Origin of the sequence: Streptomyces sp. NPDC001508 (assembly GCF_040298665.1) — a bacterium.
Classification (GTDB): Bacteria; Actinomycetota; Actinomycetes; order Streptomycetales; family Streptomycetaceae; genus Streptomyces.
In genome coordinates, this window is the sequence record NZ_JBEPAP010000009.1 from 55,566 (window position 1) to 70,339 (window position 14,774).

15 protein-coding genes are annotated in these 14,774 nt (G+C 72.6%); 12 read left to right on the forward strand and 3 right to left on the reverse strand.

The genetic code is table 11. The features are described 5' to 3' along the window. Window positions 1–45: 45 nt before the first annotated feature. Window positions 46–804: a DUF1275 family protein gene (locus ABT245_RS11420; protein WP_351731787.1), complete on the reverse strand. Its 759-nt coding sequence runs from the start codon at window positions 802–804 to the stop codon at window positions 46–48. 281 nt (window positions 805–1,085) lie between these two features. On the opposite strand from ABT245_RS11420, the gene ABT245_RS11425 reads away from it, so the two are divergent. From ABT245_RS11425 to ABT245_RS11450, 6 genes are all read left to right on the forward strand, one after another. After that, window positions 1,086–1,592 (forward strand): hypothetical protein, encoded by a 507-nt coding sequence (locus ABT245_RS11425; protein ID WP_351731789.1) that lies wholly within the window; start codon window positions 1,086–1,088, stop codon window positions 1,590–1,592. Between the two features lie 614 nt (window positions 1,593–2,206). Further along, window positions 2,207–3,349: a cytochrome P450 gene (locus ABT245_RS11430; protein WP_351731791.1), complete on the forward strand. Its 1,143-nt coding sequence runs from the start codon at window positions 2,207–2,209 to the stop codon at window positions 3,347–3,349. A gap of 106 nt (window positions 3,350–3,455) precedes the next feature. Beyond that, window positions 3,456–4,055, forward strand: coding sequence for an isochorismatase family protein (locus ABT245_RS11435; RefSeq protein ID WP_351731794.1), 600 nt, complete (start codon window positions 3,456–3,458; stop codon window positions 4,053–4,055). A 10-nt stretch (window positions 4,056–4,065) separates the two neighbouring features. Next, complete coding sequence (locus ABT245_RS11440; RefSeq protein ID WP_351731796.1) at window positions 4,066–4,974, forward strand: GlxA family transcriptional regulator; 909 nt, start codon at window positions 4,066–4,068, stop codon at window positions 4,972–4,974. A 455-nt stretch (window positions 4,975–5,429) separates the two neighbouring features. Further along, window positions 5,430–5,753, forward strand: a complete 324-nt coding sequence (locus tag ABT245_RS11445; RefSeq protein ID WP_351731798.1) for a hypothetical protein — start codon at window positions 5,430–5,432, stop codon at window positions 5,751–5,753. Window positions 5,754–5,965: 212 nt separating this feature from the next. Next, window positions 5,966–6,664 carry a TMEM175 family protein gene (locus tag ABT245_RS11450; protein WP_351731801.1) on the forward strand — a complete coding sequence of 233 codons (699 nt, stop codon included), beginning with the start codon at window positions 5,966–5,968 and terminating at the stop codon, window positions 6,662–6,664. On the opposite strand, the gene ABT245_RS11455 is transcribed toward ABT245_RS11450, so the two are convergent. Continuing rightward, window positions 6,654–7,049 (reverse strand): zinc-binding dehydrogenase, encoded by a 396-nt coding sequence (locus tag ABT245_RS11455; RefSeq protein ID WP_351731804.1) that lies wholly within the window; start codon window positions 7,047–7,049, stop codon window positions 6,654–6,656. The two genes, ABT245_RS11450 and ABT245_RS11455, sit on opposite strands and share 11 nt — an antisense overlap. A gap of 13 nt (window positions 7,050–7,062) precedes the next feature. Here ABT245_RS11455 and ABT245_RS11460 point away from each other — a divergent pair, with 13 nt between their 5' ends. From ABT245_RS11460 to ABT245_RS11480, 5 genes are all read left to right on the forward strand, one after another. Then, on the forward strand, window positions 7,063–7,782 hold the full coding sequence (locus tag ABT245_RS11460; protein WP_351731806.1) for a GntR family transcriptional regulator: 720 nt from the start codon (window positions 7,063–7,065) through the stop codon (window positions 7,780–7,782). Further along, the gene (locus ABT245_RS11465; protein ID WP_351731809.1) at window positions 7,779–8,771 is read left to right on the forward strand and encodes an ADP-ribosylglycohydrolase family protein; all 993 of its coding nucleotides are present in this window, start codon (window positions 7,779–7,781) and stop codon (window positions 8,769–8,771) included. Before ABT245_RS11460 ends, ABT245_RS11465 begins: the two co-directional genes overlap by 4 nt. A gap of 161 nt (window positions 8,772–8,932) precedes the next feature. Continuing rightward, complete coding sequence (locus ABT245_RS11470) at window positions 8,933–10,411, forward strand: purine-cytosine permease family protein (protein ID WP_351731811.1); 1,479 nt, start codon at window positions 8,933–8,935, stop codon at window positions 10,409–10,411. After that, window positions 10,408–11,376, forward strand: coding sequence for a PfkB family carbohydrate kinase (locus ABT245_RS11475; protein WP_351731814.1), 969 nt, complete (start codon window positions 10,408–10,410; stop codon window positions 11,374–11,376). Before ABT245_RS11470 ends, ABT245_RS11475 begins: the two co-directional genes overlap by 4 nt. 307 nt (window positions 11,377–11,683) lie before the next feature. Then, complete coding sequence (locus ABT245_RS11480) at window positions 11,684–11,989, forward strand: Rv3488 family transcriptional regulator (RefSeq protein WP_351731817.1); 306 nt, start codon at window positions 11,684–11,686, stop codon at window positions 11,987–11,989. A 15-nt stretch (window positions 11,990–12,004) separates the two neighbouring features. On the opposite strand, the gene ABT245_RS11485 is transcribed toward ABT245_RS11480, so the two are convergent. After that, window positions 12,005–13,282, reverse strand: coding sequence for an APC family permease (locus tag ABT245_RS11485; RefSeq protein WP_351731820.1), 1,278 nt, complete (start codon window positions 13,280–13,282; stop codon window positions 12,005–12,007). 314 nt (window positions 13,283–13,596) lie between these two features. Here ABT245_RS11485 and ABT245_RS11490 point away from each other — a divergent pair, with 314 nt between their 5' ends. Next, complete coding sequence (locus ABT245_RS11490) at window positions 13,597–14,667, forward strand: glycoside hydrolase family 43 protein (protein WP_351731822.1); 1,071 nt, start codon at window positions 13,597–13,599, stop codon at window positions 14,665–14,667. The last annotated feature ends 107 nt before the right edge of the window (window positions 14,668–14,774 follow it).

Below are 14,774 nucleotides of genomic sequence, written 5' to 3' on the forward strand. Positions count from 1 at the left end.
TGACGCGTGTCCGCGCTGGGCCCTCAATCCGGTGGCGCTGGGTCCTCAATCCGGCGGCGCTGGGGCGTCACCCTGCCCGGCCGGGGCGCGACGCATCCGGGTCAGCGGCTGACAGGCCGTCAGGAGGGCGCCGAGTACCAGCACGGCGGGAAGGACGGCGGCCCACGCCGGAGCCGCCCGCAGGAGTGCCATGCACGCGCCCGCACCCACGATCAGGGCGCCCAGCCGGGCCGGCACCCACCGGTCCGGGCGGGCCGCGCCCACCCCCTTGACGATGTACGTGGCCAGCGTGCCGGTGAGATAGGTGGTGGGCGCCGCGGCCCGCCCGGCCGCCACCATCGCCGCCGCCTGGATCCCCATGGCCGCCGCGGCACCGAACTGCAGGACGTCCCGCAGCGTGTCCCCCGGCGTGCCGCCGACCGCGGCCCAGACCCCCGCGCCCACCGCGAGCAGGGCGGCCTCGCCGCCCAGACAGAGGATCACCGGTGTCGGCCAGTGCGGGACCGCGCCCGTGCGCCGTCGCGTGAGCCACGCGACCGCCGCGGCGCCCAGGCCGAACCCGGCCAGCGCCAGCACGGCCGCCGTCACACCCGTGTTCTGTCCCCGGCCGATCGCCATTCCGAGCAGCGCGAGGTTGCTCGTCATGACCCCGGCGAAGACATGGTCCAGTGCGGTGAAGGAGACGGCCTCCACCGCCCCGGAGGCCGCGACCAGCAGAACCACCGCCAGACGCAGCGTCACCTCCGGTCCGGCGGGTGGTCGTGCCGGGTGCGGTTCGGCTCCTTCTGCGCTGGCCTCGCTCACAACGCCGGAGCGTAACGCAAGCGGGCCACCCGCCCGGGCCGCCTTCCCCACCTCCCGCGGACGAACCCACCGGAGGGGTGCTCGGCGCCCGCGATCTGCTACGTCGGCGCCTGCGCGGCACCGGTCTTGACCCCGCTCGCTTCAGCCCGCTGTGGCCGTCATGATGCGCCCTTGTGTTCGGGACCCGTCCCCGCGGTGTGCCCGCAGGGGGACCGTGGAACGGAAAGACCGTGAAAGGCCCGTTCGGCACGGGCGCCGGGCACGCGGTAAGGAGTTGGGCGATGGGGATCGGAGCGCACCGGGGCGCCCTGGCGGTGCTGGGGCTGGGCATGGCGGTGGCCGTCGTGGGCTGCGGTCCGGGCGGCGGAGCGGCAGACGGCGGTCCGGGGAGGGGCGGCTCGGCACAGGGGGCCGAGTCGCCGTCCGCACCCGCTCCCGTCGGCTCCTCGCCCGTCTCCCGGTCCGCTTCCGCGTCCCCCTCCGGCCCGGTGTCCGGCGTCGGGGGAGCCGCCGACGGCACCGACGTCAGCGACTGCTTCGACGGGCGCTGCCGGATCGTGGTGACGAAGCAGCCGACGCGCATCCCGGTCGACGACCGGTTCGGGGTGGGCTCGCTGGAGGTCACGAGCGTCACGGCGCGCTCCGTGGTCCTACGGGCCTTTGGCGACGGCACGTTCCTGTCCACGTCGGTCGGCGAGGGCGGCACGGGCGGCCTCAACGGGCTGGGCTTTCGCGTGGTGGAACTGCGCGAGGGGCGGGCCGTGCTCGACTTCTTCCCGAAGAAGTAGCCCGGCCGGGTCCAAGGCACCGGGCGGCGGTTCACCTCAGGCGCTGTCCCCCCGGCGCCCGGCCGAGGGGCCCTGTCGGCCAACTGGGCGGCCGGACGGCGCAGTTCCGCCGCGGACGGATCGCCGCCCACCGTCACACCGAGCGTCTCGACCGCCACGCCGCGGCCGGGTCCCGGTGCTCCGGGCGACGCTCTGCGCGTGGACTGTTCCTCGTCGCGCACCTGTCGCACCGGGGCGGCACCCGCTTCACGACGGACGGCAAGATCGTCCGGGCGGAACAGGAACCGACCCCCTCGATCCGACCCGGCGCGGACCATGAACAGCCCCACCGACGCGGCCACGGTGGCGATACGGCGCGGCCCGTTTCCCCGACCTGCCGTTCGTCCCGGTGGGCGGCGTCGTCGCCGCCTCCGCGCGGGCGTTTCCGGCGGCCGGTGCGAGCGCCGTCGGCGTCGGCTCGCCCTTGGCCGCCTACGCGGCGTCCGGCTCGGTGATGTCGTACGGCACCGCCTTCGCGGGGGCCGCTGCCGTACCTGCCGGCGGCCGCGCTGACCGCCGCTGCGCGAGAGCCCCGGTCCCCGGGGGCGGCGGCCTCGTTGCCCTAGTCTGGTGGCATGATCACGCTCGCGCAGTTGGCCGAGGACCCCCATCCGCACCTGGCCCGGCTGAGGGGCACCACCCCGGTGGCGTGGCTTGCGGCGCTGGGCGGATGGATGGTCACCTCACGCGCCCCGGCCCTCGCCGTGATGCGGGACGCCGAGACATTCACCGTGGACGACCCCCGGTTCACCACGGCGCGGATCACGGGCCCCAGCATGCTCTCCCTCGACGGTGCCGAACACGCCCGCCACCGTGGGCCCTTCACCGACCCCTTCCGTCCCGCGGCGGTGCGGGACTCCTTCGCGGACACCGTGCGGCACGAGACCGACCGACTGCTGGACGGCCTCGAAGCACGGGGGGAGGCCGAGCTGCGGCGGGAGTTCGCCGGACCGCTGGCCGCCAGGACCATGGCGCGGGCCCTGGGTCTGGACGGTGTTCCGATCGACCGGGTACTGCGCTGGTACGAGGCCATCGTGCACTCCGTGCACCAGCTGACCGAAGGACGTCCCGCCGGTGCCGAGGGCCCCGCCGCCTACGCGGCGCTGCGGGACGCCGTCGCCGCCACGGTGGACGCCGGATCGCCCCGGTCCCTGCTGGTCACCGCCGCCCGGGACCTGGAACTGCCGGACCTGGCGGGCAATGCGGCCATCCTGCTGTTCGGCGGGATCGAGACGACCGAGGCGATGATCACCAACCTTCTGTTCCACCTTCTGCACGCACCACGGCGGCTGGCGGAGCTGCGGGCGGAGCCGGAGCTGCTGGACAACGCGATCGAGGAGTCCCTGCGGCTGGAGCCCGCCGCCGCCGTGGTCGACCGGTACGCCACCCGGGACGTGCGGCTGGCCGGCGCGGACATTCACCGGGGCGACCTGGTCACCGTGTCACTGGCGGCCGCCAATCGCGACCCGGACGTGTTTCCCGACCCCGACCGCTTCGACCTTCGCCGCCCCAACTCCCGGCAGCACCTCGCCTTCGCGCACGGTCCGCACTACTGCCTGGGCGCCCACCTGGCCCGGATGGAGACCCGGATCGCCCTGCGCTCCTGCCTCGACCGCCTCGACGACCTGCGCCCCGACCCCGACCGCCCGTCCGCCGTCCGCGGCCTGGTCTTCCGTAAACCGCCCGCCCTGTGGGCTCGTTGGGACCGCCGGCACTGAGGCGTGCGCCCGGCCTGCCTGCCACAGCCGTGGCTGACCGGATCGGTCCGCTGCCGGACCTGATGCTGTCTGTCGCCGGCCTCCTCGGACGCCGGAGGCTGGGGGCATGACCCGAGCACTGATCGTCATCGACGTCCAGGAGTCCTTCCGTGCCCGCCCGCTGTGGGAGACCATCTCCGACCCGGAGATCGCCGACAAGGTGAACCGTCTGGTGCGGCTGTCCCGGGACCGGGGGGACCTGGTCGTGTGGGTCCTGCACGCCGAGCCCGGCAGCGGTGATGTCTTCGACCCGGCGCTCGGCCACGTCCGGCTCATGGAAGGACTCGAACGAGCCGACGGCGAGCCCCTGGTCCGCAAGACCTCGCACAACGCCTTCACCACCACCAATCTGCAGCAACTCCTCACCGAGCACGGCATCCGCGACCTGACCGTGTGCGGCATCCGCACCGAGCAGTGCGTGGAGACCACCACCCGGGTGGCCGGTGACCTCGGCTACCGGGTCACCTTCGTCACCGACGCGACCGCCACCAACCCCATCGCACACCCCGACGCCCCCGCCGACCGGACCGTCGCCGAACTGCTCGCCGACCCCCGCACCCTGCCCGCCGAAGAGGTCGTCCGACGCACCGAGTACGCCCTCGCCGGACGCTTCGCCACCCTCGCCACGATCGACCGGCTGGAAGCGGCGGCAGCACATCGGGCATGATGACCGGATCGTGACCCATGTCGTCTTCTTCCTGGTGCCCGAAGTCCATGTGCTCGACCTGGCCGGTCCGGCGCAGGTCTTCTCCACGGCCGCCGACCTCGGGCACCCCTACACCCTTGCCTACATCGCCGAACAGCCCCAGATCCCGACCGCGCAGGGCCTGTCGCTCATGGCCCGGCTCGACTGGCCCCAACTGGGGCCGGACGACCTGATCGTCGTGCCCGGCTGGCGGGCGACGACCCTGGCCCGGAGCCCCGCTCTCGCCGACGCCTCCCTGCGGGTGCTGCGCGATCACCATGCCGGGGGCGGGACGGTCGCCAGCGTCTGCGCCGGAGCCGAGGCGCTGGGCCGGGCCGGTCTGCTCGACGGCCGACGCTGCACCACCCACCACGACGTACAGGACGAACTGGCCCTGCGCCATCCCAAGGCGACCGTCGTCCGTGACGTGCTGTTCACCGCCGACGACCGGGTGATCACCTCGGCGGGCATCGCCAGCGGCATCGATCTGGCCCTGCACCTGGTGGCGACCCGGCACGGCCCGGCCGCCGCGGCCCGCGTGGCCCGGGACATGGTCGTCTACGCCCGCCGCAACGGGCACGAGCAGCAGTCCAGCGCGATGTTCCGGCACCGCTCCCATCTGGACGACACCGTGCACCGCGCCCAGGACATCATCGACGCCCGCTTCGACCGACCGCTTCCGCTGCACGCCCTGGCCGCGGCCGTGGGCGTGAGCGAGCGCACCCTCACCCGGCTCTTCGGCCGCGCCACCGGCCTCACCCCACTGCGCTACCAGCAGACCCTCCGCCTCGAACGCGCCGCACACCTCATCGGCCAGGGCACGACGGTCGATGCCGCAGCCCGCGCCGTCGGCTTCCAGGACGCCCGCATGCTGCGCCGCCTACGCTCCCGCACCGCCTGAACACCCCCGTGCCCGGCCGCCGTTGCCCGGCGTGTCTGTAGCAAGGCTTTCGGGTACCAGCGCACGGAATTCTTCTGGGTCCGACAGTCGTTCGACGGTGAGCCCGGTTGTGGGCTGAAGCAGGGGCGTGGCCTGCGAGAAGAGGTCGTTTCGGGCGAGCGTGAGTCTTCGACTGACGGTTCGAGGGTGGTGCCCAAACTCGTCCGTACCGTGGAGCCGACTCACGTGCGTACAGACACCCGGCGCGAGCAGCATGCCCGCGGTCACCTGGGAGGCACCGGAGACGATGCTGCCCAGGCCCACCCCGGGGACAGCAGGGCGTTGCCGGCCTGCGCGATCTGGAACGTCCGAACGTCCCTGCCCCACCGATCAGTTCGGGGTGATGGCCGGACGACGGCACCGACTGCTGCCCGCCCGCGGGAACCCGACTGCGGCCCGCCGCGTCCCAGACGACTGTGAGGGAACAGAGCAAGGGATGCGCCGGCCTCCTGGTGGCGGCTTTCGGCGCCGCTGTGGCGGTGGTCTGCTGGGCACCGATGGCCCGGGTCAATATCGAGGGCGGATTCGAGCAGGAGCGGCGTGACCTGAGAGTCCTCTACATCGACCTCCCTCTCATCGCGGCGGGCGGCGCTGTCGTGCCCCTGGCCGCCTGGCTGCTGACGCTGCGCTGGTTCCGGCGACCGTGGCCGGCGGCCGTCGGCGCGGCCGCCGCGCTGGCCCTCGGGCTGTGGGGGCTGACCAACTGGTGGGAGTCTTACGGGCACCCCCAGTCCTGGTAGCGGAGGCGGTTGCGCACGGGCTCGGTGTGGGCGTGCCGGAACATCAACTCGGCTGGAAGGGCTGGTCGGCGCCCGCGGAGCACTGCTGGTGCCCGCCGGGCAAGGAGGCGGGTTCGGCAGTCCGGTCAGGCATGCTGGGCGTGACTGTACGCGGTGTGCCGTGCGATCCCGTCCAGGCCATGGCGTAGGAGAAAAGAAAGAGGAGCCCTTCCTTGCCCACCCACCCCTCCGTGTCCCCTGCGCGGTTCTACCGTTCGGAGACGGCGCGCGCCGAGGCCTTCAGCGACGGCGTCTTCTCGATCGCGGCCACCATCCTGGTTCTCGGCCTGGCCAACCCTCCGCACCGTCCCGGGGGCCTCGGGCACGCGCTCCTACGGCAGTGGCCCGCCTATCTGGGCTACGTGGCCTCCTTCAGCTACATCGCGGTGATCTGGCTCAACCACCACCAGGCGTTCGTACGGATCCGCATGATGGACCGGGGCCTGCACGCGGTGAACCTCTTCGTGCTGTTCATGACGGTGGCGCTCGCTTTTCCCACCCAGGTGGTCGCCGACGCGGTGCAGAGCGACGTCTCGGGCGCGGACGCGAGGGTGGCCGTCGCCGTCTACGCAGGCGTCGCCGCGACGTTGTGCCTGAGCTGGGTGGCCTTGTACGGCTGGTTGCGCCACAGCCCCGGACTCCTGGAGAGCACGGTCGAGCCCGCCTATGTGCGCCACGGCATCATCCGATCCGCGATGGGAGCGCTGGTCTACGGCGTGGTCGGCGTCCTGGGCGTGCTGATCACACCGCTGATCGCCCTCGTCGCGTTCGCCCTGCTGCCCGCGTTCTACTTCGTCACCAGCGAGGGGCTGCCGGGCGGCGGCCGTGCCACCTACGGCCCGTCCTCCGGCGGAGGGCGGTTCAAGGGATGAGTACGAGCTTTTTGTCGATGCGTCCCGTCTCACCGCGGCGGTGGGCCTCGGCGGCCCGGGCGAGGGGCAGCGTGGTGTCGACCTTGGCGCGCAGCGCGCCGGACCGGGCCGTGTCGGCGATCGCCTGCATCCCGGCCCGGTCGGAGTGCACCTGGACGGTGTGGTAGCGCGGCCGTAGCCGTCCTGGACGATCGCGCGCGTCCTGCCGCTCTCTTCGGTGCCCTCGTGACGGGATCGGGTGTCGCTCATGACGGTCCGGCTCTCTCCTGGGCGGTCGCCCCCGTGGACGAGCAGGACCGCGGAAGCAGCCGCGCGCATCCGGAGTCGATCCCTCAGCCGAGGACCTTGTTTCTCTGGCGACTATGGACGGAACGGGCTTGTTCATTTACTGTCTAGACATGCCTGGACAGGTACACAAGCATCACCGCATCGCCCGCGTCCTCGCCGACGAGATCCGCGCCGGGGTCCATACCGACGGCAGCAGACTCCCGGGGGAGCACGCGCTCACCCAGCGCTTCGGCGTCAGCCGCACCACCCTGCGGCAGGCGCTTCAGGTCCTGGGGGAGGAAGGGCTCATCTCCACCCACGCCGGGATCGGCTCCTTCGTCACCTTCGAGGGAACACCGCTCGACAACCGCCTCGGCTGGACCCGGGCCCTGGCCGAGCAGGGCACCGAACTGACCACCGAGACCCTGCGCTTCGAGGAGGTGACCGACCCCGAACTGGCCGCCGAACTGGGCCTCGCGTCAAGCGCGTTCATCGCCCTCGACCGGGTCAGACGGCTCTCCGACGGACGAGGCGTATCGCTCGAACACAGCAGAGTCCCGGCCACCGGGGAACTGACCGGGCTGCCCGGACGCGGCCTCGACGGCGGCTCGCTCAACCGGGCGCTGATCGCCGCCGGCCGCATCACCGACTCCGGCGAGGGCGTGGTGTCGGTGCGCGGGCTCGACGCCGCGGAAGCGGCCGCATTGCACCGCTCGCCCGGCGAGTCCTTCCTGCGGCTCGCCCAGGTGTACCGGGCCGCCGACGGCTCGGTCGTCGAGCAGGTCACCAGCCTGCTCGACCCCACCAGATTCGAACTGCACGTTAGCTCGGGCCGAGGAGGCCGACTGTGACCGACCGACTCGACCACGCCCTCGGTGCCTACTACGGACTCGCCCTCGGCGACGCCCTGGGCATGCCCACGCAGGTGATGTCCCGCGAGGAGATCGTCCGCGTCTACGGCACCCTCACCGGCTTCGAGCCCGCCCGCCCCGGCAACCCGGTCAGCGCGGGCATGCCCGCCGGATCCGTCACCGACGACACCGACCAGGCCGTCATCGTCGGCCGGCTGATCGACGAGGGCCGCGGCCGGATCGACCCGCTGCGGCTCGCGCACGAACTGCTCGACTGGGAGAAGGAGATGAAGGCCAAGGGTTCCTTCGACCTCCTCGGCCCGTCCACCAAGGCCGCGCTGGACGCGGTGGCCCGTGGCGTCCCGACCCAGGAGGCGGGCAGGCACGGCACCACGAACGGCGCCGCCATGCGGGTCACCCCCGTCGGGATCGCCTTCGCCGTACAGCCGCTGGACACCTTCCTGGACCACGTCGTGGAATCCTGCCAGGTCACGCACGACACGAGCATCGGGATCGCGGGCGCGGCAGCCGTCGCCGCCGCCGTCAGCACGGGCGTCGACGGCGGCTCCCTGGACGACGCCGTGACCGCCGCGGTGACCGCGGCCCGGGCCGGCGCGCGGCGCGGGCACTGGATCGCCGGAGCCGACATCGCCTCCCGGATCGAGTGGGCGTGGAACCTGGTGCGGGACCTGCCGCAGGCGGAGGCCCTGGACCGGATCGTCGCGCTCGTCGGCACCAGCGTCGCCAGCCAGGAATCGGTGCCCGCCGCCTTCGCGGTGCTCGCCGTGGCCGACGGCGATCCCTGGCGCGCCGCCCTGCTCGCCGCCAACCTCGGCGGCGACAGTGACACCATCGGGGCGCTCGCCGGTGCCGTCGCCGGATCGGTCGCCGGGCTCTCGGGGCTGCCCGCCGCGGCCGTCGAGACATTGCGTACCGTCAACTCCCTCGACCTGGCACCTCTGACCGCCCGGCTGCTCGCACTCCGCTGAGCCGACCGCACACCCGGCGCCCGGCGGGGACCCCGCGTCCCCGCCGCTCCGCAAGCAGCCGCCGCCTTCTTCCTCCCCGTTCCACCACCCGTTCTGCGGTCCCACCGCCCCCTCTCCGTTCCCACCACCCGCTCTTCCGCATCCAGCAAGGAGGTTCCGCCATGGCCGTTTCGAAGACGAACGATCGCGTCGGTGCCATCGAGACCCGAGGGATCGAACCGGTCCCCGACAACGAGCGGCACGGCCAGGCCGGCCAGATGTTCTGGACCTGGTTCGCCGCCAACATCAGCATCCTCGGGCTTCCGCTCGGTGCGACCCTCGTCGCCTTCCGGGGGCTGAACATCTGGCAGGCGGCACTCGTCGCCGTCATCGGTTCCTTCGGCTCGTTCGCGCTGGTGGGAGCCCTGAGCCTGGCGGGTAAGAAGGGCGGCGCGCCCGCGCTCACCCTGTCCCGCGCGGTCTTCGGACAGCGGGGCAACGCGGGTCCGACCCTGATCACCTGGCTCAGCCGGGTCGGCTGGGAGACGATCACCACCACCACCGCGGCCTATGCGCTGCTGGCCATGCTGGACACCGCGTTCGGGGTCGGCCAGAACACCGTGCTCACCCTCGTCTGCCTGCTGGTCTTCATCAGTTGCACGCTGCTGATCAGCGGACTCGGCCATGCCACCATCATGTGGATCAACAAATGGGCCACGGTCGTGTTCGGCGTCCTCAACCTGGTTGTGATGGGCTTCCTCGTCGCCACCGTCGACTGGGCCAAGGTCCTCGACGCCCCCGCGGGACCGTCCAGCGGGGTGATCGCGGGGATCGGGTTCATCGCCGCGGGCACCGGTATCGGCTGGGCCAACGCCGGGGCGGACTACGCCCGCTACCTGCCCCGCGAGATCCCGGGCCGCCGGCTGATCGGGGCCTCCGCGTTCGGCGCGGGCATTCCCCTGGTGCTGCTGATCTCGCTCGGCTCGCTGCTCTCGGCGGGCGACCCGACGCTCGCCACCGCCTCCGACCCGGTCTCCGCCATCAACGCCATGCTGCCCTCCTGGATGGCGATCCCCTATCTCGTCGCGGCCTTCGGCGGGCTGCTGATGTCGAACCACCTCTCCACCTATTCCGCCGGGCTGACGATGATCACCCTGGGGCTGCGGGTGCCGCGTGCCGCCGCCGTCGCACTCGACGTGGTGCTGATGTTCGCCGGCGGCATCTACCTCATGCTGATCGCCGACGACTTCTACGGGCCCTTCTCGACTTTCCTGACGCTGCTGGCCGTACCCATCTCGGCGTGGATCGGGGTGATCGCGGTGGACTCGATACGCGGGCGTACCTACGACTCCGAGGCGCTGATGGACACCACCCGCACCAGCCGGTACTGGTACTCCGGCGGGTTCCGGCTGCCCGCCGTCGCCGGCTGGGCCGCCGCCATCGTGGTCGGCCTGCTGTTCACCAAGGCATCGACGAGCGAGACCGACGTCTGGTTCGCGGGACCGCTCTCCAGCACCTGGTTCGGCGTGAACGGCCTCGGCTGGGCGATCTCCATGGTCGTCGGCGGTGCGGTGTACGCGCTGTTCGGCCGCTCCACCGGCGCCGGTGCGGGCAGCGCGGACGGATCCGCTTCCCCCGCCCTTCAGGAGGCCGGACGATGAACGGCCGTCTCGTCCTCGCCGGGAACGTCATCGCCGATCTGGTGATCGAGATCCCCGCACTGCCCGAACGCGGCGGCGACGTCATCGGCACCCGCACCGAAACGACCGCGGGCGGCGGTTTCAACACGCTGGTCGCGGCCCGGCGCCTCGGCACCGAAGCGGTCTTCGCCGGGCTGCACGGAACGGGACCGTACGGCGATCTCGTCCGCACGGCGCTCGCCGCCGAACACGTCGACACGCTGCTGCCGGTCCGCACGGACGGCGACACCGGCTTCACCGTGGCCCTGATCGACGGCGGTGGCGAACGTACCTTCGTCACCAGCTTCGGGGTCGAGGCCACGCTGACGCAGGCGGACATCGACACGGTCGCCGCCCGGCTGCGGCCCGGGGATCTGGTGCAGCTGTCCGGTTACGGGCTGGTGCTGCCGGGCAACGGCCCGCTGCTGTCCGGCTTCACGGCCGGGCTCCCGGCGGACATCACCGTCTGCTTCGACCCGGCGCCCCTGGTCGCCGACATCCCCGAGGCCGTGCTCGCGCCGGTCCTCGCCCGTACGAACTGGCTGAGCGCCAACGCCCGCGAGGCCCGTCTGATGTCCGGGCACGAGGATCCGCGGGCCGCGGCGGCGGCCCTGCGGGAGCGGCTGGCCCCTGGCGCGGGCGTGCTCGTCCGAGCCGACAAGGACGGCTGCTGGCTGGCCGCGCCCGGCCAGGCACCGACCCATGTGCCGGGGGTGCCGGTCGAGGCGGTGGACAGCAACGGCGCGGGCGACGCCCATGTCGGTGCGTTCCTGGCCCTGCTCGGCCAGGGCCACGACCCGCTGACGGCCGCCCGCGGCGCCAACGCGGCGGCGGCGTACGCGGTGGGTCGCCGCGGTCCCGCCACCGCGCCGGACCGGGTGGCGCTGGCGGCGTTCCTGGGCCCGGACCCGCTCGCGGAGCGGCTGTTCGGAACCGAAGGCCGTTGAGTCAGGGCTCCGGCCGGCACGGAACCGGCTAGTCTAGCCACTGAGCCATGGCTCCGGTCGTGTTCGGAGCCGAAGGCCGTTGAGTGATGGCTCCGGTCGTGCTCGGAACCGCTGGCCGTTGAGCGATGCCTCCGGTCGTGTTCGGAGCCGAAGGGCGTTGAGGTGGTGGCTCCGGTCGCCGTCCTTGTCCCTTGTTCTCGTGCGGTGTGTCCTGACGGGCCCGGGTGGGCCGCCGCGGCGGCGTAGGATCGGGAACCGATATCGGTTTCGTCACTGCCGGTCGGGGCGGGCGTGGAGGTGGGAACGGGTGCGGGAGTTCCAGCGGGGCGCGGTGCGGTTGCACATCCTGCACCACGCGGCCGAGGAGGAGATCCACGGCGCGTGGATGACCGAGGAACTGGCCCGGCACGGTTACGGGATCAGCCCAGGCACGCTGTATCCCACGCTGCACCGGCTGGAGGCCGACGGACTGCTCACCTCCGAGCAGCGCGTGGTCGACGGCCGTGCCAGACGGGTCTACCGGGCGACGGAGGCCGGGAAGCGGGCGCTGGACGCGGACCGGCGGGCGCTGCGCGAACTGGCCCGCGAAGTCCTCGGCGACGACGCCCCGTAGGGCCGCGGGCGGGGCTCAGCCGGCCGATCGGCCGGTGAGCCTGCGGCGCATGCCGTAGGCCGCGGCTCCGACGGCCAGGACCGCGGCTCCCGAGAACACCGAGTCGAGGGGCAAAGCGAACGCGAGGACGAGGCACCCGGCCAGCCCGACGACGGGGATGATCCGCGCCGGGCGGCCCTCCTGCGTGGTGAGCGTCCAGGCGGAGGCGTTGGCGACGGCGTAGTACACGAGCACGCCGAACGAGGAGAACCCGATCGCCCCCCGCACGTCCGCCACCGCCGCGAGGCCGGCCACCACGGCGCCCACCAGCAACTCGGCCCGGTGCGGCACCTTGAACCGGGGATGGACGGCGGACAGGACGTGCGGCAGATGCCGGTCCCGGGCCATGGCCAGCGTGGTGCGCGAGACACCCAGGATGAGCGCGAGCAACGAGCCGAGCGCCGCCACCGCTGCGCCCACCCGGACCACCGGCGCCAGCCAGTCGACGCCCGCGGCCCGCACCGCCTCGGACAGCGGCGCGGCGGCCCCGGCCAGCCGGCTCGGGCCGAGCACCGTCAGGACGGAGACGGCCACGAGGGCGTAGACGACCAGGGTGATGCCCAGCGCGAGCGGGATGGCACGGGGGATGGTCCGTGCCGGATCCCGCACCTCCTCGCCCAGTGTGGCGATCCGCGCATAGCCGGCGAAGGCGAAGAACAGCAGGCCACCGGCCTGCAGCACCCCGGCGAACGACGCGTCGGCGCCCAGGCTCAGACGGGTGGTGTCCGCGCCGCCGGAGGTGAGGGAGGCGACCACGACCGCGGCGAGTACCGCCAGCACGATCGCGACGATCACTCGGGTCAGCCACGCCGACTTCCGTACTCCCGCGTAGTTCACCGCGGTCAGCGCCACCACCGCCGTCACCGCGACGGCGTGCGCCTGCCCGGGCCACGCATACGCGCCGACGGTGAGCGCCATCGCCGCACACGAGGCGGTCTTGCCGACGACGAAGGCCCACCCGGCCAGGTATCCCCAGAATTCGCCCAGCCGTTCCCGCCCGTAGACATAGGTGCCGCCCGAGGCCGGATACCGTGCGGCCAGCCGGGCCGAGGAGGTCGCGTTGCAGTACGCCACCACGGCCGCCGCGGCCAGCCCCAGCAGCAGACCCGAACCCGCCGCGTGCGCGGCCGGGGCGAGCGCGGCGAAGACGCCGGCGCCGATCATCGACCCCAGGCCGATCAGCACCGCGTCCGGCACCCCCAGCCGCCGGTCCAGCTCGTCCGGCACCACGGCCGCCGTCGAAGCCCTGCCCATGGCCCACTCCCTCACCGCGGTGCGTTTACGGATCCCGATATCGGATGACGATATATGAGGCCCAGGGGGCGGCTCCAGGGGCCCCGTCGGCGGCCCTGTCAGCGGCCCTGTCAGCGGCCCCGGCCGATGCCCCCGGCCGATGCCCCCGGCCGATGCCCCCGGCCGATGCCCCCGGCCGATGCCCCCGGCCGATGCCCCCGGCCGACAGGCGGCGATCCAGACTTGACATGAGCAGAACTGGTCAGGATCCTGCCAGAGTGGCTTTCATCGATGTAAAGGCCCGGTTCTGCGGAGCCCGACCATGGAGCGTGACCATGAGGATTCTCCGAGGTCTCTACGGCGCCGTCGGCTTCGCCCTGGCCGCGGTCCTGGCGGCCGCGCTCACGCTGACCTCCGGCGGACCGGCGCACGCGGGCCGGACGACGCTGCGGGCCGCGGATCCGAGCGTGATCCGGGTCGGGGGTACCTACATCTCCGTGCAGTCGACCGGCGGGGGCATCTCGGTCCGGCAGGCGGCGTCGACGGACGGACTCGCGGCCGCGCCCGCCCGGCAGGTCTGGTCGGACACCCGCGGCCGTGGCGAGGTGTGGGCTCCGGAACTGGTGAGGGACGGTGGCCGCTACTACATCTACTTCACGGCCGGCGTCGGAGCGAACCACCGTATGTTCGTGATCAGCTCCGCCTCCGCGGACAGCGGGTACACCGCCGAGACACAGCTCGCCCTGCCGGACGACAAGTGGGCGATCGACGGAACCCTGTTCACCTTCTCCGGGCAGCGCTGGTTCGTCTGGTCGGGATGGGCCGGTGACACGAACGTCGAGCAGAACCTGTACATCGCCCGGATGAGCAGCCCGACCACGCCGACCGGCGCGCGGCACATCATCTCGCAGCCGCGGGAGAGCTGGGAACGGGTGGTCGGCAATCCCTTCATCAACGAGGCACCGGAGGCCATCAAGGACCCGAGCGGCCAACTGCACATCGTGTATTCGGCCAACGGCAGTTGGAGCGACCAGTACTGCCTGGCCGACCTGAGGCTGCGGCCCGGCGGCGACCCGACGTACGTGTGGGACTGGTACAAGTCGAACGGCTGCCTGTTCGGCTCCAACGCCGCGACGATGATGCGGGGTTGGGACCCCACCCTGTACGTCGACGGTCCAGGGCACCACAGTTTCGTCCTGCTCGACGGCGACATCGCCACCAGCCCGCCCGCCGGCCCGAGGTTCCCCCTGATGTTCCACGCGGTGCCGAAGGGAACGCCGTACTCCTGGTCGAACCGCTACTGGTACACGGGCACCTTCTGCTGGTGGGGCGGCGTCACCTACAGCCGCGCCAATGTCCCAGGCCCGAACACCGACACCGGCTGGGGCCTGAAGTTCTTCGAGTGACCCGGCGGCCTCGGTGCGCGGCCGCATGCGCGCGCACGACACGGCCCCTTTCGGGCGAACCGGACTGACGGTCACCAGGCACCCTCCCCGGTCGGCTGTGGTCGGAC

Excerpts from the sequence above, each read along its gene's own strand:
- ABT245_RS11435 (WP_351731794.1), top strand. The coding sequence starts at position 3,456 with ATGACCCGAGCACTGATCGTCATCGACGTCCAGGAGTCCTTCCGTGCC.
- ABT245_RS11460 (WP_351731806.1), top strand. The coding sequence starts at position 7,063 with ATGCCTGGACAGGTACACAAGCATCACCGCATCGCCCGCGTCCTCGCC.
- ABT245_RS11485 (WP_351731820.1), bottom strand. The coding sequence starts at position 13,282 with ATGGGCAGGGCTTCGACGGCGGCCGTGGTGCCGGACGAGCTGGACCGG.
- ABT245_RS11455 (WP_351731804.1), bottom strand. The coding sequence starts at position 7,049 with ATGAACAAGCCCGTTCCGTCCATAGTCGCCAGAGAAACAAGGTCCTCG.
- ABT245_RS11470 (WP_351731811.1), top strand. The coding sequence starts at position 8,933 with ATGGCCGTTTCGAAGACGAACGATCGCGTCGGTGCCATCGAGACCCGA.
- ABT245_RS11430 (WP_351731791.1), top strand. The coding sequence starts at position 2,207 with ATGATCACGCTCGCGCAGTTGGCCGAGGACCCCCATCCGCACCTGGCC.
- ABT245_RS11425 (WP_351731789.1), top strand. The coding sequence starts at position 1,086 with ATGGGGATCGGAGCGCACCGGGGCGCCCTGGCGGTGCTGGGGCTGGGC.
- ABT245_RS11475 (WP_351731814.1), top strand. The coding sequence starts at position 10,408 with ATGAACGGCCGTCTCGTCCTCGCCGGGAACGTCATCGCCGATCTGGTG.
- ABT245_RS11490 (WP_351731822.1), top strand. The coding sequence starts at position 13,597 with ATGAGGATTCTCCGAGGTCTCTACGGCGCCGTCGGCTTCGCCCTGGCC.